At 70.1% G+C, this 17,597-nt stretch carries 17 protein-coding genes; 11 read left to right on the top strand and 6 right to left on the bottom strand.

The features are described from left to right. Window positions 1–169 precede the first annotated feature (169 nt). The 6 genes from QF030_RS15290 to QF030_RS15265 are packed head-to-tail and all read left to right on the top strand — an operon-like array spanning window position 170 to window position 6,769. Window positions 170–955 (top strand): SCO2525 family SAM-dependent methyltransferase, encoded by a 786-nt coding sequence (locus QF030_RS15290; protein ID WP_307163228.1) that lies wholly within the window; start codon window positions 170–172, stop codon window positions 953–955. Between the two features lie 50 nt (window positions 956–1,005). Beyond that, entirely contained in the window at window positions 1,006–2,865 is a 1,860-nt protein-coding gene (locus QF030_RS15285; RefSeq protein WP_307163227.1) for an SCO2524 family protein, read from the top strand. A 2-nt stretch (window positions 2,866–2,867) separates the two neighbouring features. Further along, on the top strand, window positions 2,868–3,788 hold the full coding sequence (locus QF030_RS15280; protein WP_307163226.1) for an SCO2523 family variant P-loop protein: 921 nt from the start codon (window positions 2,868–2,870) through the stop codon (window positions 3,786–3,788). After that, window positions 3,785–4,783, top strand: a complete 999-nt coding sequence (locus QF030_RS15275) for an SCO2522 family protein (protein WP_373428763.1) — start codon at window positions 3,785–3,787, stop codon at window positions 4,781–4,783. Before QF030_RS15280 ends, QF030_RS15275 begins: the two co-directional genes overlap by 4 nt. 1 nt (window position 4,784) lies before the next feature. Then, entirely contained in the window at window positions 4,785–5,750 is a 966-nt protein-coding gene (locus tag QF030_RS15270; RefSeq protein ID WP_307163225.1) for an SCO2521 family protein, read from the top strand. Between the two features lie 50 nt (window positions 5,751–5,800). Next, on the top strand, window positions 5,801–6,769 hold the full coding sequence (locus QF030_RS15265) for a hypothetical protein (protein ID WP_307163224.1): 969 nt from the start codon (window positions 5,801–5,803) through the stop codon (window positions 6,767–6,769). A gap of 3 nt (window positions 6,770–6,772) precedes the next feature. Here QF030_RS15265 and bla read toward each other — a convergent pair whose 3' ends face one another. Next, the gene (gene bla, locus QF030_RS15260) at window positions 6,773–7,678 is read right to left on the bottom strand and encodes a class A beta-lactamase (RefSeq protein ID WP_373428892.1); all 906 of its coding nucleotides are present in this window, start codon (window positions 7,676–7,678) and stop codon (window positions 6,773–6,775) included. A 254-nt stretch (window positions 7,679–7,932) separates the two neighbouring features. Between bla and recO the strand changes: the two genes are divergently transcribed. Further along, on the top strand, window positions 7,933–8,688 hold the full coding sequence (gene recO, locus QF030_RS15255; RefSeq protein ID WP_307163223.1) for a DNA repair protein RecO: 756 nt from the start codon (window positions 7,933–7,935) through the stop codon (window positions 8,686–8,688). Between the two features lie 40 nt (window positions 8,689–8,728). Then, window positions 8,729–9,580, top strand: a complete 852-nt coding sequence (locus QF030_RS15250) for an isoprenyl transferase (RefSeq protein ID WP_307163222.1) — start codon at window positions 8,729–8,731, stop codon at window positions 9,578–9,580. A 157-nt stretch (window positions 9,581–9,737) separates the two neighbouring features. Here QF030_RS15250 and QF030_RS15245 read toward each other — a convergent pair whose 3' ends face one another. Genes QF030_RS15245 through QF030_RS15230 form a run of 4 tightly spaced genes read right to left on the bottom strand, consistent with a single transcriptional unit; the run spans window position 9,738 to window position 12,874 of the window. Beyond that, a complete protein-coding gene (locus QF030_RS15245) occupies window positions 9,738–10,148 on the bottom strand; it encodes a Fur family transcriptional regulator (RefSeq protein ID WP_307163221.1) in 411 nt (136 codons plus the stop codon). Window positions 10,149–10,207: 59 nt separating this feature from the next. Then, window positions 10,208–11,110, bottom strand: coding sequence for a metal ABC transporter permease (locus QF030_RS15240; protein WP_307163220.1), 903 nt, complete (start codon window positions 11,108–11,110; stop codon window positions 10,208–10,210). Then, on the bottom strand, window positions 11,110–11,886 hold the full coding sequence (locus tag QF030_RS15235) for a metal ABC transporter ATP-binding protein (RefSeq protein ID WP_307163219.1): 777 nt from the start codon (window positions 11,884–11,886) through the stop codon (window positions 11,110–11,112). Before QF030_RS15235 ends, QF030_RS15240 begins: the two co-directional genes overlap by 1 nt. Before the next feature lie 28 nt (window positions 11,887–11,914). Next, on the bottom strand, window positions 11,915–12,874 hold the full coding sequence (locus QF030_RS15230; protein ID WP_307163218.1) for a metal ABC transporter substrate-binding protein: 960 nt from the start codon (window positions 12,872–12,874) through the stop codon (window positions 11,915–11,917). 171 nt (window positions 12,875–13,045) lie between these two features. Here QF030_RS15230 and QF030_RS15225 point away from each other — a divergent pair, with 171 nt between their 5' ends. Then, complete coding sequence (locus QF030_RS15225) at window positions 13,046–14,428, top strand: glycine--tRNA ligase (protein WP_307163217.1); 1,383 nt, start codon at window positions 13,046–13,048, stop codon at window positions 14,426–14,428. A 242-nt stretch (window positions 14,429–14,670) separates the two neighbouring features. On the opposite strand, the gene QF030_RS15220 is transcribed toward QF030_RS15225, so the two are convergent. Further along, complete coding sequence (locus tag QF030_RS15220; RefSeq protein ID WP_307163216.1) at window positions 14,671–15,777, bottom strand: endonuclease/exonuclease/phosphatase family protein; 1,107 nt, start codon at window positions 15,775–15,777, stop codon at window positions 14,671–14,673. 183 nt (window positions 15,778–15,960) lie between these two features. Here QF030_RS15220 and QF030_RS15215 point away from each other — a divergent pair, with 183 nt between their 5' ends. Both QF030_RS15215 and QF030_RS15210 read left to right on the top strand, forming a co-directional pair. After that, window positions 15,961–16,971: an aldo/keto reductase gene (locus QF030_RS15215; RefSeq protein WP_307163215.1), complete on the top strand. Its 1,011-nt coding sequence runs from the start codon at window positions 15,961–15,963 to the stop codon at window positions 16,969–16,971. A gap of 25 nt (window positions 16,972–16,996) precedes the next feature. Continuing rightward, window positions 16,997–17,596 (top strand): TetR family transcriptional regulator, encoded by a 600-nt coding sequence (locus QF030_RS15210; protein WP_307163214.1) that lies wholly within the window; start codon window positions 16,997–16,999, stop codon window positions 17,594–17,596. Window position 17,597: the final 1 nt, after the last annotated feature.

Raw genomic sequence — 17,597 nt, 5'->3', positions numbered from 1 at the left:
TTATCGAACCAGTGCCCGACGGAACACGATCTCCGGGAAGAGGAGTCATACCGTCCCCTTGTGAATGTCGACAAATCGAATTGCAGCCGGTGCGATTTGCGTACCTGATCTCCATCATTGCTCCGTGCACCCACTCCTTCAAGACCCATGCGTCCTGCTACGCTGAATCATGACCTCGGTACCGCCCGCCGCTGACCAAAAGCTGAATGGTGACGCGCCCTGGGACGACTTCGATCCCGGCGTGTACATCAGCCACAATTACCTCGAGATGCAGGCCGTGGACGAGGAGATCCTCTCCCATGTGCGCGATCACTTCAGTGATCACTTCCGAGGTCGCGTGCGGGTGGCTTCCGGTATCGACGTCGGCGCCGGGCCCAATCTCTATCCGGCCCTCGCCATGCTTCCCTGGTGCGACCGGATCACGCTTCTGGAGCGGTCCGCCCGGAATCTCGAGTACCTCCGGAGCCAGGCCCCCGACTACGCCCCCCACTGGGATCAGTTCTGGAACGTCCTGTGCAAGGACGAGGCATATGCCACGCTCGGCATGGCACCCAGGATCCGGTTCAAGGAGGCCGTCCAGCAGCCCGAGGCGGGCAGTCTCTTCGACCTCTGCGCCGATGAACGCCGCTGGGACCTCGGTACGATGTTCTTCGTCGCCGAATCCATCACCACCTCGCTCGCCGAATTCCGGCGGGGGGTGGGCTGTTTCATGAACGCCCTGAATTCCGGTGCGCCTTTCGCCGCCGCCTTCATGGAGCATTCCGAAGGATATCGTGTCGGCGACCACACATTTCCCGCCCGCGATATCGACGAATCCGAAGTGCGGGCGGTTCTCGGCGGTTACGCGGACCATGTGGAAATTCACCGTACGGCCAATCCGAAGCAGCTTGTGCGGGACGGCTACACGGGTATGATCCTGGCCTGCGGGCAACGGAAGAACCGGCACGACGAATGAGCTGCCGGAGTTCTTTTCCATGGTGACGGGCCTGTGCGAGGGGAATGGGCATGCAGATCAAGCCGAGACAGAACCTGCTCGAGGTGTGGCAGGCCATCGCTCGCCATTCTTTCGACGACGGAGAATGGCAGTGGGGTGAATGGGGCGGTCGCAGCAGCGTCGCCGACGCAGAGCGTCTGCTCTGCCTTCTGTACCCCGCCACCGAGATCGAGCCGTTCCGGCTGGACGACCCCGACACCACGCAGCTGGACGTGGAGCGGGCCCTCAGGAACGCGGGTGACTCCAGCGAGATCCCCATGAACCTCGTGGACATCCTCGGCGATTTCATGGAGAACCACCGCGGCGAGGAGAGTCCCACCTTCGCCGGCGGCTACTACTTCGCCCCGGAGGACCCTGAGCAGGAACTCTCCAAGGAGCAGGAGGAAGTAGGGGTCGTCGACTCCTACTCCATGTCGATCACGCTCTGCCTGGCCACCCTCGGCTTCCTCAAGGTGTACCGGGGCAAGACCCAGCGGGCGAGCACCCTGGCCCGCATCGACAAGCTGCGGGAGGCGACCAGCGCCCGCCTGACCGCGGCCATGGTCAGCCTGCTGCGCTCCTTCACCGTCAACGTCGTCGACATCGGCTCCGAACAGGGCCAGGCGCTCGCCCGGCTGCTCGGCCGGGGCCGGCTGTCCGACCGCCAGGTGCTGCACCGCTTCCAGGACCGGTTCAAGTCGCTGCGCGCCCTCATCAGCGAGAGCGTCACCCTCGGCCTGGACACCGATGTCGCCGACCAGCTCCGCAACGAGAACCGGCTGTTCGAGTGTGGCTGGGCCTGGAGCCTGGTGAAGGGCGCCCCCGAGGTCGAGGTGGAGGCGCAGACCGCCCAGGACATCGGCAAGCAGCCCCAGGGCGTGGCCCACGCCGTGCCCTACCTGTACTTCACCGTCGTCGCCCTCGACGGCATCCCCGACCTGTCCTCCGAGCGCACCCTCGTCCTCGGTCTGCTCACCGCCGAACAGCAGAAGCTGGCCGACGCGCTGCGGCTGCGCTGGGAGATCACCCAGCAGTACTGGTCGGGCATCGCCCGCTTCGACGCCGCCACCTGGCCGCTGGAGGAGATCCCCTGGCGCACCACGCTCCAGCAGCTGGAGTCCGAGTACTTCTCGCTGTCCGTGGCCTCGATCCTCGTCCACGACCTGGTGCGCCGCCGTGCCACCGACGACGACCTGACCCGCACCGTCGCCGTCATGGAACGCCTCGCCGAACGCGGCCGCATCACCAGCCGCACGGCCCGTGAGGACCCGGCGATCGGCCTGCACAACCCCGGAGTCACCCTCCCGCTGCTGGGCAGCGAGGAGATCGGCCCGGCCATGAAGTGGACGATGAGCGACTTCTCCGCGCAGCTGCTCAAGCGGACCGTCCAACTCTGCTCGCTGTCACGGAACATCGGCTCGCAGGACCGCTTGCTCACGCTCGCCGAGAACATCCTCGACCACCTCTGGGCGCGCCGCGTCAGCGACGGCGAGGGCGTCGGCCTGTGGGACAACGTGCACGCCGTGTATCCCGAATCACCGGTCCGGTCCGGACCGTTGTCCTGGAGCATCACCGAGCGCGTCACCGAGTGCATGGTCGCGGCCCATGCCCTCTACGCACAGGATCCGATCCGCAGCCCCGAGATGACCGCCCTCGCCCAGGCGGCGCTCAGCGAGGCCGCCCACCTGTTCGGCAAGGAGCAGCTGGAGCAGCCCGCACCCGCCCCCAAGAGCCCCCAGGGAGAAGAGATCAAGGGCATCGAGGCCGACCTGCGTCGCGCCCGGCAGCTCGTCGACAAACAGCCCGGCACCGCCCACGCCCTCGCCCTCGGCGTCCTGGCCCGGCTCTACGCCCTGGCCCGCGCCCGCGGCGCCGACGCCCGGGGGGTGTGAAGGTGCTCGTCTTCGCCGCCTCCGACAAGGGAGGCACCGGCCGCTCCGTCACCAGCGCCAACCTCGCGTATCACCGCGCGCTGGACGGGGACGACGTCTGCTACCTGGACTTCGACTTCGGCTCGCCCACCGCTGCCGCCGTGTTCGACCTGCCCGACGTCCTCTCCGAGGCCGAGGGGCGTGGCCTGCACTCCTATCTGAAGGGCAAGACGGGCGAGCCGCTGCGGGTCGACGTCTGGGCGCGCACCGAACACCCCGTCCTGCGCGGCCGGCCCGGCGGGTCCGGGCGGCTGGTGCTGCTGCCCGGCGACCGGACGGCCGGGGAATTCATCACCGACGAGGAGCACCTGCACCGCTGTGTGGATCTCGTCCTCCGGCTGAAACGCGAATTCGACCTCATCATCGTCGACCTGAGCGCCGGACGCAGTTATGCCATGGACCTGGCACTCGCCGCGACATCACCCCGGGGCGGGCTCGGCCGCCTGAAGAACCGCTGGCTCGTCTATCACCGGTGGACCCGTCAGCACGTCATGGCGGCAGCCGAACTCGTATTCGGAAAACAGGGGATAGTGCAAGCCGGTACGGCCATCGGACACGACCCGGACGTACTGGGCGGCGCCATCAGGTTCGTCCGCGCCGCGGTGCCCGATCTGGAGTCGCCGTTGTGGTCCCAGGTGTCGCCCGCGCAGTACGCGTGGATGCGGCAGTGCGACAAGGAACTCGAGGAGCTCGCCGCCGGCCGCGGCATCGGCAGAACGAGGGTGCTGGCGTCCATTCCGCTGGAACCCGTCCTCCAGTGGCAGGAACGCCTCATCACCGACGAGGACGTGCACGACCGCCGGATCGCCAACAACGAGACCTGGCAGGCCATGGGGGATCTCGCGCAGCGGCTGACCGACGACAAGTTCTGGGGGCAGTTGTGAAGGGGCCGGGCACCGTTTTCCGGGAGAGCAGCGCCGACCCGCGCACCGAATCCGTGCCCTTCTCCCATCTCTCCCTGGAATTGGGCCACTTGTACATGGAGGACTTCGCCGAGGGGGCCGACCGGCTGCGTCGGCACTTCGCCGGTGTACGGCCCTGGGTGGACGCCGCCCGGGCCGGTCTCTGCCCGCTGCCGTCGGGCCGCCGGCCCCGGATCAGCACCTGCTTCCTCATCGACGACTACTTCTCCCGGCTGTCCACCCCCGCCGAGCTGATCCCGCCCCTGCTGGAGGCGGCCGCCGAGGCCGGACTGACCATCGACTACCTGGCCCGCGAGTCGGCCTGCGCCGGCCCCGCCCTCGCCCCCGGCGGAGCCGCCCACCGGGACCGGGCCGCGCTCGCCGAGTCCGTCCTGCACCGGCTGGTGGAGTCACCGCCCCCCGGCAGCAACGGCTTCCGTCCGCCCGTCGGTCGCACCGGCTGGCTCACCAACGGCCGCCGCGCCCCCTCCCAGCGGACCTCGGCCGCCCTGGACTCCACCGGCGTCTGGCAGCCGCCGAGCGAGACCGAGGCACGCGGCCACTCCGTGTTCCTGGACGTCGAACTGTGGAACGGGCCCGAGGACGAACGCACCTGGTCGTGCGCCTTCCTGGCCGCCGTCTGGCAGCTGGTCCGGCTCGGGCTGCTGCGGGACAACGGCGCGGCCGTGCTGACCCCCACCCGGTGGCAGGGCGCGGAGTTCCCGGCCGAGTGGGACGCGCTGCCGCCCGTCCTCCAGCTCAACCCCTCCGCGACGCCCTTCGCCGCCTACGGCACGTGCAGCGTCCTGCCGGCCCGGTTCCTGCCCGTCGAGCACGCCGTACGCGTCATCCTCGACCAGGTCCACGTCGAGGCCGAGGCGCTCGCGCAGGTCGCCGAGCGGTCCGCCGGTGAGGGCTTCCCGGTGCCCGCGGGTGTCGTGGACCGCACGTCCTACGTGTTCCCGCCGGGGCTGTGACATGAGCGGCCTGGGCACGCCCTCCGGTCCCGTCCTCGCCTGCGGTGAGGTGCGGACCTGTCTGCTGCCCACCCGCAGGGCGGTGGACGAGCGGACCGCCGTGCGGCTGCTGCGGCTGCGCGCCGACGAGCCCGTCCGGACCTCCCGGCGCCCCAACCGGCACGCCCTGTCCCCGGACGTCCTCACCGGCGTCGACTGCCGGCTGCCCACCGCCACCGGGGCCAAGGTCCGCGCGGTCGGCACGGTGGCGGCGCACGCGGGTCTCGTCGAGGGCCGTGTCCTCCAGTCGACGGCGTACTTCTCCGCCCCGGCCACCGGGCCCGACCGGCGCCGGCCCTGGGGGTACTACCTGGTCAGGCCCGGCCTGCTGGTCCCGGTCGGCCGGCTGCCCGAGAAGTCCGTCACCGAGGGCTTCCTGACCGGACACCAGCAGGACCGGCTGGACGTCGGTTCGATCGCGGAGAGCCTGCTGGCGAGGATCTCCCGCCGGCACGACCTCCTGGACCACGACGCGCCGCTCACCACGCCCGACACCAGCCTGCGCTGGACCGCCGCGCCGGCCGACGACGGCGAGCCGGCGTCGGCGCTCTTCACCGAACTCGGCTCGGGGCTGCGGATCGTCGAACTGCGGCTGCCGCGCGGGACCACATCCGTGGCGGCGGCAACGCTGTGCGAGGACCTCGCCCTGCACGACTGGCTGCTGACGACCGTCGGGGACAAGCTCGACGGCCTGCCGCCCGGCTCCGAGAACCAGGCGGCCGCGATGAAGGTGCTGCGTCCGCTCGTCGACCATCTGCTGCACCTGTGGATGCCGCAGGCGCGCCTGGACCGGGCCCTGAGCCCGCCCTGGGAGGAGCTGGAGCGGCACCCGGGTTTCAGCAGGCAGTGGAACACCATGGCCCAGCGGATCAGGGACCAGCTGGCACTGCGGAACGTCATCGGGGGCGACGTGCCGGCCCTGTCCTGACGGCACCACGACATCTGCTCGCGCAGGATCCCGACGGGGGGAGAAAGAGAGTGTCCGTACCGACGAACTCGTATGTCAGGGGCGACCGGAGCCGGGACGGCGACGGCGCCCGGCATGTGACGCAGAAGATCCTCATCACCGTGGTGGCGGGTGGCGTCGTCTACCTGCTCACCAATGTCGTCGGACCGTCCGAGGAGGACGGCCCGTGGCAGCTCGTGCTGTCCGTGCTGTGCGGCGGCATCGTACTGATCGTGCAGTTCCTGGCCTCCTTCGTCGGCCAGCTGGGCGATCTCAGGGAGTCCGTGGACAAGCGGTTCGCCGACATAGGCGAGGCCACGAAGCTCTTCACCGAGGTGGAGAAACTGCGCGGCGACGGGGTGCCCCGGCTCGCCGAGCACGCCACGAAGGTCGTCTCCATGGGCCCCGAGATCCTGCACGGGTTCGCGCACGCGGAGATCGACCGTCTCGCCGCGCAGATGGAGGACTTCACCAACCTCAGCGCGGAGTGCGCGGGCGAGAACCACGACTGGCTGCTGACCCTGACCAAGTGCGCGCGGACGAGCATCGACGCCATCAGCACCACCGTCGTCGACGACGGGTTCTGGAACACCGAACCGGCCGGACGCTATCTGACCGCCCAGCGTGAGGCGATCCTGGAACGGCGCATCTCGGTCCGGCGCCTGTTCATCGTGAAGCGGCCCGAAGAGCTGGCGGCCCTGGAACCCATCTGCGCGGAGCAGCGGGAGATGGGCATCCAGGTCCGGGTGTTGGCCCTGGAGGCGCTCCCGCTCTACCTGCGCCGCGGCAAGATGATCGACTGCATCGTCTTCGACGGGGTGCTGTCGTACGAGATCCACGCCGACCAGCTGAGTGTGAACACCTCGACGACGGTGAACGCCCGGGCCGACGAGGTCCAGCCCCTCATCCGCCGGTTCGACCAGCTGTGGGAGGCCGCCGCCCCGGGCACCTCCCCGAACGGCGTCCCGGACAGCGTCCGGCTCAGGCCCGAGGGGGCGTAGGCCCTACCCCAGGGCCTTCGCCAGCACCCCCGCCGTTTCCACGATCAGTTCGTGGTCGTAGGCGGCGTCCCTGGCCGGCTTGGTGAGCTGGACCACCAGGACGACGGGGGCGCCGTCCGGGGTCCAGGCGATCCCGGCGTCGTTGTTCGCGCCGTACCAGCCGCCGCCGGTCTTGTCGGCGACCGTCCAGGTCGGGGGGAGTCCGGCACGGAACCGGTTGGCGCTGGTGATCGTGGACAGCATCCAGTCGGTCAGGCGTCGGCGGTCGCCGGCGGCCAGCGCGTCGCCGAGAACGAGACGGGCGTAGGTACGGCCGATCGCGGCCGGGCTGGTGGTGTCCGTGACCCGGTCCGGTTCGGCCGAGTTGAGCTCAGGCTCCCAGCGGTCGAGGCGGGTGACCCGGTCGCCGACGGAGCGGGCGAAGCGGGTGACCGCGGCGGGACCGCCCAGCTCGCGCAGGAGCAGGTTGCCGGCCGTGTTGTCGCTGCGCTGGATGGCCGCGGCGGACAACTCGGCGATCGTCAGGCCGTCGGCCACATGCTCCTGGGTGACGGGGGAGTTCTCCACCACGTCCGCCGCCGTCCAGAAAACGCGGCGGTCCAGCGTCTTCCCGGGCAGGTCCCGCAGGACGGCGGCCACCGCCAGCGGCTTGAACAGCGAGCAGACCGGGAAGAGTTCGTCGGCGCGGTGGCGGACCGACCGCCGCGTGCGGACGTTGTACGCGAACACGCCGAGCCGGGCGCCGTGTCCGGTCTCGAGCTCGCGCAGGCGGGCGGTGACCGGGTCGCCGGCGGCTCCGGCGGGGCCCGCGGCGAGCAGGACGGCCGTGGTGGCGGCGCCGGCCGTCAGCAGGGTGCGGCGGGAGGCCGCGGAGGTGGCAGGAAGGGGGGAAAGGCGCGAGCTCGAGATCGTTCTCTCCGTCCGTCGAGGATCAGGGTCTCCTCCGTCACGGACGTCTCTTCGCCCCCGCTGGTTGCGCCGCCCCTGGTCGCGCGGGCCGTTCCGGAGGATCACGGCGGGCGGGCACACCGCTCCTCCGGCGTAGGCGAGAATGGGCGCATGAGCCTGTTCCGCGACGACGGCATCGCACCCCCCACCCGGCAGCCGGGTGCGGCGGACCGCGGCGTGCCGCACCCCCGGCAGGCCGTCCCCGGCGGTGCCCGATGAGTCTCTTCCGGGACGACGGCATCGTCCTACGGACCCAGAAGCTCGGCGAGGCCGACCGCATCATCACGCTGCTGACGCGCGGGCACGGCCGGGTGCGGGCCGTGGCGCGGGGGGTCCGGCGGACGAAGTCGAAGTTCGGAGCCCGCCTCGAACCGTTCTCGCACGTCGACGTGCAGTTCTTCGCGCGGGGCAGCAGCGAGCTGGTCGGACGCGGGCTGCCGCTGTGCACCCAGAGCGAGATCATCGCTCCCTACGGCGGCGGGATCGTGACCGACTACGCCCGCTACACCGCCGGGACGGCCATGCTGGAGACCGCCGAGCGGTTCACCGACCACGAGGGCGAACCGGCCGTCCAGCAGTACCTGCTGCTCGTCGGGGCGCTGCGCACCCTGGCCCGCGCGGAGCACGCCCCGCACCTCGTCCTCGACGCGTTCCTGCTGCGGTCGCTGGCCGTCAACGGCTACGCCCCCAGCTTCGGCGACTGCGCCAGGTGCGGAATGCCGGGCCCCAACCGTTTCTTCTCCGTCGCGGCCGGCGGCTCCGTCTGCGTCGACTGCCGGGTGGCCGGCAGCGTCGTACCCTCGCCGCAGACCCTGATCCTGCTGGGCGCGCTGCTCACGGGAGACTGGGAGACGGCGGACGCGTGCGAGGCGCGGTACGTCCGGGAGGGCAGCGGGCTGGTGTCCGCCTATCTGCACTGGCACCTGGAGCGCGGGCTGCGCTCACTCAGGTACGTAGAGAAACAAGCGTAGAGAAACAAGCAAGGCGAAAGTCGAAGGAGACGAGAGGCACATGGTCGTACGCGGGTTCCTGGGGCGGCAGCGTCGCGAGTACAGGACGCCGGAGCCGCACCCGTCCGGCGCGCGCCCGCCGAAGCTCCCGGGCGAGCTGGTCCCCGAGCACGTGGCGATCGTCATGGACGGCAACGGCCGCTGGGCCAAGGAGCGCGGGCTGCCGCGCACCGAGGGGCACAAGGTCGGCGCCGAGCAGGTCCTCGACGTGCTCCAGGGCGCGGTCGAGATGGGCGTGCGCAACATCTCGCTGTACGCCTTCTCCACCGAGAACTGGAAGCGCTCGCCCGACGAGGTCCGCTTCCTGATGAACTTCAACCGCGACTTCATCCGCAAGACCCGCGACCAGCTCGACGAGCTCGGCATCCGGGTGCGCTGGGTCGGCCGGATGCCCAAGCTGTGGAAGTCGGTCGCCAAGGAGCTCCAGGTCGCCCAGGAGCAGACCAAGGACAACGACCGTCTCACCCTGTACTTCTGCATGAACTACGGCGGCCGGGCGGAGATCGCGGACGCGGCGCAGGCGCTCGCCGAGGACGTGAAGGCGGGCAGGCTCGACCCGTCGAAGGTCAACGAGAAGACCCTCGCCAAGTACCTGTACTACCCGGACATGCCGGACGTCGACCTGTTCCTGCGGCCGAGCGGCGAGCAGCGCACCTCCAACTACCTGCTCTGGCAGAGCGCGTACGCGGAGCTGGTCTTCCAGGACGTGCTGTGGCCCGACTTCGACCGCCGTGACCTGTGGCGGGCCTGCGTCGAGTTCGCGTCCCGGGACCGCCGTTTCGGCGGCGCGGTCACGAACGAGGAACTCCTGGCGATGGAGGGCAGGACTTCGGACCAGGAGGCCACCTCCTAGCGCGGAGAGGTGCTTCGTCAGCCGGAGAGGTGCTGCGGACGAGGCCGAGTGGATCGGCCCGTCCGGCGCTTGAGGACAAGGCCCGTTCCGGGCCGGAGGGACTGGGGGCGCGGCCCCCAGGGCCGGTCATGCCGCCCGGCCACCGCCCCGCGACCGTTCAGCCCGAGGAGCAGTCCGCACAGGTGCCGAAGATCTCCACCGTGTGCGCCACGTTGACGTAGCCGTGCTCCGCGGCGATCGCCTCGGCCCACTTCTCCACCGCCGGGCCCTCCACCTCCACGGCCTTGCCGCAGACCCGGCAGACGAGGTGGTGGTGGTGCTCGCCGGTGGAGCACCGGCGGTACACCGACTCGCCGTCCGAGGTGCGCAGGACGTCGACCTCGCCCGCGTCGGCGAGCGACTGGAGGGTGCGGTAGACCGTGGTCAGGCCCACCGAGTCGCCCTTGTGCTTGAGCATGTCGTGCAGGTCCTGGGCGCTGCGGAACTCGTCGACCTCGTCGAGCGCGGCCGCCACGGCGGCACGCTGCCGGGTGGAACGGCCCTTCACGGGCGGTCCAGCGGTTGTCACCGTTGCCTCCTCACGTCTGCGGCTTGCCGGGCCATTGTGCCAGCACCGGCCGTGCGCGGTCAGACGCCGACCTCGTCCCCCGCCGCGCGGGTGGCCGGAATCGCGCACTCGGCCGGGTCGCCGGCCGGATGCGCCGCCGCCAGCGCGCGGGCGCGGCGGCGGGCCAGCGGAGCGGCCAGCACGCTCAGCGCGATGAACGCGGCGATGGTCAGCAGCACGATCGTCGCCCCGGGCGGGACGTCCTGGTAGTACGAGGTGACCGTGCCGCCGATGGTCACCGTCACGCCGATCGCCACCGCGATCGCGAAGGTGGCGGCGAAGCTTCGGCTGAGCTGCTGGGCCGCGGCCACCGGGACCACCATGAGGGCCGAAACCAGCAGCAGGCCCACCACCCGCATCGCCACCGTCACGGTGACCGCCGCCGTGATCGCCGTCAGCAGGTTCAGCGCGCGCACCGGCAGGCCGGTGACCCGGGCGAACTCCTCGTCCTGGCTGACCGCGAAAAGCTGGCGGCGCAGCCCCAGGGTGACGACGACCACGAAGGCCGCGAGCAGACAGATGGCCGTGACGTCCGACTCGGACACGGTCGACAGCGATCCGAACAGGTACGAGGTCAGGTTGGCGTTCGAGCCGCCCGGCGCGAGGTTGATGAACATCACGCCGCCGGCCATACCGCCGTAGAAGAGCATGGCGAGGGCGATGTCGCCGCGGGTCTTTCCGTACCAGCGGATCAGTTCCATGGTCACCGCGCCCAGGACCGAGACGGCGGTGGCCATCCACACCGGGGACCAGGACAGCAGGAAGCCCAGGCCGACGCCGGTCATCGCGACATGGCCGATGCCGTCGCCCATGAGGGCCTGGCGGCGCTGGACGAGGTAGATGCCGACGGCGGGGGCCGTGATGCCGACCAGGACGGCGGCCAGCAGCGCCCGCTGCATGAAGGCGTAGTTCAGGAAGTCCATCAGCTCAGCAGTCCCGTGCGGATCGGTTCGGCGCCCGCGGGTGCGTGCGGGTGTACGTGGTCGTGGCCGGGCAGGGCGTGCTGGCCGAGGGCTCGCGGGGGCGGACCGTCGTGCAGGACGCAGCCGTCGCGCAGGACGACCGCCCGGTCGATCAGGGGCTCCAGCGGGCCCAGTTCGTGCAGCACCAGCAGGACCGTCGTACCGGCCGCGACCTGGTCCTTCAGGGTCCGTGCCAGGACCTCCTGGCTGGCCAGGTCGACGCCGGCCATCGGCTCGTCCATGATCAGCAGCTCGGGTTCGCAGGCCAGCGCGCGGGCGATGAGCACGCGCTGGTGCTGGCCGCCGGACAGGGCGTCGACGTTGTCCCTGGCCCGGTCGGCCATGCCCACGAGGTCCAGGGCGTGCCGGACGGCCTCCCGGTCGGCCTTGCGGAAGACGCCGAAGCGGGTGCGGGAGAGCCGGCCCGAGGAGACGACCTCCGTCACCGTGGCCGGAACCCCGCCGGCGGCCGTCGTGCGCTGCGGGACGTATCCGACCCGAGCCCAGTCCCGGAACCGGCGGCGCGGCGTGCCGAACAGCTCGACCTCGCCGGCGCTGACCGGGACCTGCCCGATCACGGCGCGTACGGCGGTCGACTTGCCCGAGCCGTTCGCGCCGAGCAGGGCGACGACCTCACCGTGCCGCACGGTGAGGTCGACGCCCCGCAGGACGGGCCGGGAGCCCAGCTCCGCGCGGACCCCGCGCAGCGAGATGACGGGCTCGGCCTTCGCGTCCATGACGCCCTCCGTTGAGATCACTGGAGATTCACTTCGTTCCCAGGGCTTTCTTCAGCGCCTCGAGGTTCGCTTCCTGGACCGAGAAGTAGTCCGTGCCCCGGGACTTCTTCGTGATGCCCTCGATCGGGTCGAGGACGTCGGTCTCGAGGTTCGCGTCGGAGGCGATGGTCTTCGCGGTCTTGTCGCTGACGAGCGTCTCGTAGAACACGGTCGTGACGCCGTCCGCCCGGGCCATCTTCTCAAGCTCCTTCACGCGGGCGGCGCTGGGCTCCGACTCGGGGTCGAGGCCGTTGATGGCCTCCTCGGTCAGGCCGTAGCGCTCGGCGAGGTAGCCGAAGGCGGCGTGCGTGGTGACGAAGACCTTGGTCCTGGTGTTCGCCAGCCCGTCCTTGAACCGCGTGTTCAGGGCGTCGAGCTTCTTCACGAGGGCCGCGGTGTTGGTCCTGTAGTCGGCCGCGTGGTCCGGGTCGGCCTTCTCGAAGGCCTTGCCGACGCCCTGGGCGACCTGGGAGTAGCGCACCGGGTCCAGCCAGATGTGCGGATCGAGGCCGGACGACTCCTCGTTCTCGTGGTCGTCGTGCTCGGCCGCGTGGCCGCCGACCTCGTTGCCGTGCTTCTCCAGCGTGGTGAGGGAGGCGGCGTCGATCTTGGTCTTGATCTCGGACTGGGCCACCGCCTGGTCGACGGAGGGCTGGAGGTCCTTGAGGTAGAGCACCGCGTCGGAACTCTGGAGCGCGGCGGTCTGCTGGGCGCTGATCTCCAGGTCGTGCGGCTCCTGCCCGGGCGTGGTGAGGCTCGTGACGTTCACATGGTCCCCGCCTATCCGCTCGGCGAGGAAGGCCATCGGGTAGAACGACGCGACGACGTCGAACTTGTCCGTGTTGGCCGCGGCCGCGCTGTCGGAGGTGCAGGCGGAGAGGGTGCAGAGGCCGAGGGCGGTGGCCGCCGCGACCGCGGTGCCGGATATGAGGCGTCGTCGTACGTTCATGACAGTCATTTTCAACAAATATGGAAACCGTTGTCAACAAGGCCTGGTAACGGCTGGGTAAGGGTCTGGGCAGGGATCCGATTTGGTCGAGGGGGAGTCCCCGCCGGTACCCTGAAGTCTTCTCTGGAAGCATCTCGCTTCGTCGCCCGTCGTCGTTATGAAGAGAGCACCGTGGCCGCCGACAAGATCGACACCATCGTCAGCCTGAGCAAGCGCCGTGGCTTCGTATTCCCGTGCAGTGAGATCTACGGCGGCCAGAAGGCCGCCTGGGACTACGGACCGCTGGGTGTCGAGCTCAAGGAGAACCTGAAGCGCCAGTGGTGGCGCTACATGGTGACGTCGCGCGAGGACGTGGTCGGTATCGACTCGTCCGTCATCCTGGCCCCCGAGGTCTGGGTGGCCTCCGGCCACGTCGCCACTTTCTCCGACCCGCTGACCGAATGCACCTCCTGCCACAAGCGGTTCCGCGCGGACCACCTGGAAGAGGCGTACGAGGCCAAGCACAACCGCCTGCCGGAGAACGGCCTGGCGGACGTGAACTGCCCCAACTGCGGGAACAAGGGCCAGTTCACCGAGCCCAAGCAGTTCTCGGGTCTGCTCTCCACCCACCTCGGCCCCACGCAGGACACCGGCTCCATCGCCTACCTGCGCCCCGAGACCGCCCAGGGCATCTTCACCAACTTCGCCCAGGTGCAGACCACTTCGCGCAAGAAGCCCCCGTTCGGCATCGCCCAGATGGGCAAGTCCTTCCGCAACGAGATCACGCCCGGCAACTTCATCTTCCGCACCCGCGAGTTCGAGCAGATGGAGATGGAGTTCTTCGTCAAGCCGGGCGAGGACGAGACGTGGCAGGAGTACTGGATGGAGCAGCGCTGGAACTGGTACACCGGCCTGGGCCTGCGCGAGGAGAACATGCGGTGGTACGACCACCCGAAGGAGAAGCTCTCCCACTACTCCAAGCGCACCGCCGACATCGAGTACCGCTTCCAGTTCGGCGGCAACGAGTGGGGCGAGCTGGAGGGTGTCGCCAACCGCACCGACTATGACCTCACGGCCCACTCCAAGGCCTCCGGTCAGGACCTCTTCTACTTCGACCAGGAGGCCGGCGAGCGCTGGACGCCGTACGTCATCGAGCCCGCGGCCGGTGTCGGCCGCGCGATGCTGGCGTTCCTGCTCGACGCCTACATCGAGGACGAGGCGCCCAACGCCAAGGGCAAGCTGGAGAAGCGGACCGTTCTCCGCCTCGACCACCGCCTCGCCCCGGTGAAGGTCGCGGTCCTGCCGCTGTCCCGCAACCCTGAGCTGTCGCCCAAGGCCAAGGGCCTCGCCGCCGCGCTGCGTCAGAACTGGAACATCGAGTTCGACGACGCCGGCGCGATCGGCCGCCGTTACCGCCGTCAGGACGAGATCGGCACGCCGTACTGCGTGACCGTCGACTTCGACACCCTCGACGACAACGCGGTCACCGTCCGTGAGCGTGACTCGATGAAGCAGGAGCGGGTGTCCCTCGACCAGATCGAGAGCTACCTCGCCGGCCGCCTGATCGGCGCGTAGCCGCCCGCGGCACCGGACAGACCGGGGCCGGCCCCGACGGGTACTCCCCGTCGGGGCCGGCCTTGTGCTGTGCGCGCCGGTCGGAGCGTGTGCGGGTCAGGCCACGCCCACGGTCTTCAGGGCGTCGTCGCGCAGCCGGTCGAGGTCCCCCGCGGTGACCGACGCGAACCGCTCCAGGTGGTTGTACCCGCGCTTGGAGGTGTCCTCGGTCGGGCCGGAGGCCGGGCCTGCTTCGCCGGGGCCTACAGGTCGACGTCCGTGTAGAGCGCCGCGTGGTCCGACGCCGAGTTGGCCTTCGACGTCACCTCGTCGAAGGACTTGATGCCTTCCTCGGAGATTCCGCGGGTCTCCAGGCCGACGTGCTGCACTTCCTGCCACAGTGCCGGCGGGAGCATGAGGTAATCGAGCTTGTCCCGTTCGGACTTGCACTTCCCGTGGGTACCGGGCATGCCGTGATAGGAGCGGTGGTTCATCACGTCCCGCAGCCCGGTGTCCCGTAGCACCGCGATGGCATCGCTGTCCGGGTCGTCGTTGAGGTCTCCGGCCACGACGACGTGCGGGGTGCGCTCCAGCGCGGCCCGGTAGACCTCCGCGACGCGCTTCGCCTGTGCGAGCCGCAGCTTCGGGTTGTCCTGGTACTTGCTCTTGAGATGGTTGCCGAGGACGACCAGGGGCGTGCCGTCCGCCTCGATCTCGAACTCGGGGCAGTCGCGGCTGAAGAGGCGCAGGTCGGGACGGTCCGTACCGGTGTCGAAGACGTGGGACCGGACGGATGTGATCGGGTGCCGGCTCAGGATCCCGATGTCGATGCCGCGGGGGTCGTTGCCGTCGATCAGCATGGCGTAGGGGTAGGGCCGTCTGCCGAGCGCCCCGGCCAGCACCTGCGTGTTGAAGCGCTCCAGGGTGAGCCGGTCCTCGACCTCCACGGTGAGCAGGATGTCGGCGTCGACCTCCGAGACCACCCGGCCGGTGTTCGTCACCGTGTCCATCTCGAAGTCGTCCTCCCCCAGTTCCGCCCAACCGACCCACGCGGAACGGCCCGTGGCGGTGATGGTGACGTTTTCTCCCGACTCGGGCGGCTTGAACAGCCCGGAGTCCTTGCCCGGACGGGCCTGGTTGATGAAGATCGGCGGCGGGTTCTCGGGGTCGATCTCGTAGGCCCGGTGCCGCTTGATGATCGCGGCGATCTTCGTCTTGTCGTCGTCCGTGTACTCCTTCTTGTCGAGAAGGGAGACCAGCTCGGCGAAGTCGTCGAGGATCCTCTTGCGCTTCACGGGGTCCGCGAGACGGAAGGCCGTGGGGCGGCGGAAGAGGTTCTCCATGTTGAACGTGGCGATGCGCATGCTCATGGCAGTCCTCCAGGGCGGCGCGGAAGGCCGCTGGGCCGGCGGGCAGGCGCCGCCGAGGTGACTGCGCACCGACATCTCTCATTGTCCTCCGGGCGCCCGGTCCGTCGACCGGACGGATCTCGGCCGGCAGATATCAGCTGACAGATATTGAAATCTGTCAGCTGTCATGACAAGCTGATACGCATGACGATGCGAACCCGTTCCCTCGGCACCACCGGTCCCCAGGTCTCCGCCCTCGGCCTCGGCTGCATGGGCATGTCCGCGCTGTACGGCGACGCCGACGGGGCGGAGGGAATCGCGACGATCCACGCGGCCCTCGAGGCCGGCGTGACACTGCTGGACACCGGCGACTTCTACGGCATGGGGCACAACGAGCTGCTGATCGGCGAAGCGCTGCGCACCGCTCCCGCCGCCCGCCGCGAACAGGCCCAGGTGAGCGTGAAGTTCGGCGCCCTGCGCGACCCGGACGGCGGCTGGAGCGGATACGACGGACGCCCGGCGGCCGTGAAGAACTTCGCCGCCTACTCCCTCCAGCGTCTGGGCGTCGACCACATCGACGTCTACCGCATCGCCCGGCTCGACCCCGACGTGCCGATCGAGGAGACGGTCGGCGCGATCGCCGAGCTGGTCGAGAAGGGGTACGTCCGGCACATCGGCCTCAGTGAGGTCGGCGCCGAGACGATCCGCAGGGCCGCCGCCACCGCGCCGATCGCCGACCTCCAGATCGAGTACGCGCTGATCTCCCGTGGCATCGAGCGGTCGATCCTGCCGGTCACCCGGGAGCTGGGGATCTCCATCACGGCCTACGGCGTGCTGTCGCGCGGGCTGATCTCCGGGCACTTCACCGCCGACCGCAAGCTCGCCGCGAACGACTTCCGGGCCTACTCCCCCCGCTTCCAGGGCGACAACCTCCAGCACAACCTGAACCTGGTGGAGGCCCTGCGGAAGATCGCCGAGCAGAAGGGCGTCTCCGTCGCGCAGATCGCGATCGCCTGGGTGCTGGCCCAGGGCGAGGACATCGTGCCGCTGGTCGGCGCGCGGACCAGGGAGCGGCTTGCGGAGTCGCTGGGCGCGCTGGACGTCGTCCTGGAGGCCGCCGACCTCGCCGCGATCGAGGACGCCGTCCCGGCCGACGCGGCCGCCGGTGACCGCTACGCGGCCGCCGCGATGGCCCACCTCGACAGCGAGCGCTGACCCGCCCTCCGGGTACGGTCTGAGCATGTCACCGACCACCGAGATCCTGACCGCCGAGCGCATCCTCGAGGCGACCGAGGAGGTGCTGCGCCGCCACGGCCCGGCCAAGGCGACGGTGGTCGACGTGGCCCGCGCGCTCGGGGTGAGCCACGGCAGCGTCTACCGGCACTTCCGGACGAAGGCCGCGCTGCGCGAGGCGGTCACGAAGCGGTGGCTGGACCGGATGTTCGTGACCCTCACCGCGATCACCGCCGACGAGAGCCGCGCCCCGGAAACCCGGCTGCGCGACTGGCTCGCGGCGCTCTTCGAGGCCAAGCGCCGCAAGGCGGGCGACGACCCCGAGCTGTTCGCCACCTACATGGTGCTGACCGCGGAGGCCGGCGACGTCGCCTTCGAGCACATCGCCGACCTGACCGGCCAGCTGACCCGGATCATCGAGGCGGGAGTGGCGTCCGGCGACTTCACGGTCCCCGACCCGAGGACTTCCGCCGTCGCCGTCTTCCACGCCACCGGCCGCTTCCACGACCCCGGCTACCACCGGGTCTGGGAGCGACCGGGAGCCCAGGAGGACTTCACGGCGCTGGTGGATCTGCTGCTGGCGGGGCTGCGGGCTCCGGCGGCGTAGG

Origin of the sequence: Streptomyces rishiriensis (genome assembly GCF_030815485.1) — a bacterium.
GTDB lineage: Bacteria > Actinomycetota > Actinomycetes > Streptomycetales > Streptomycetaceae > Streptomyces > Streptomyces rishiriensis_A.
This window is presented reverse-complemented; position numbering and strand designations above follow the sequence as displayed.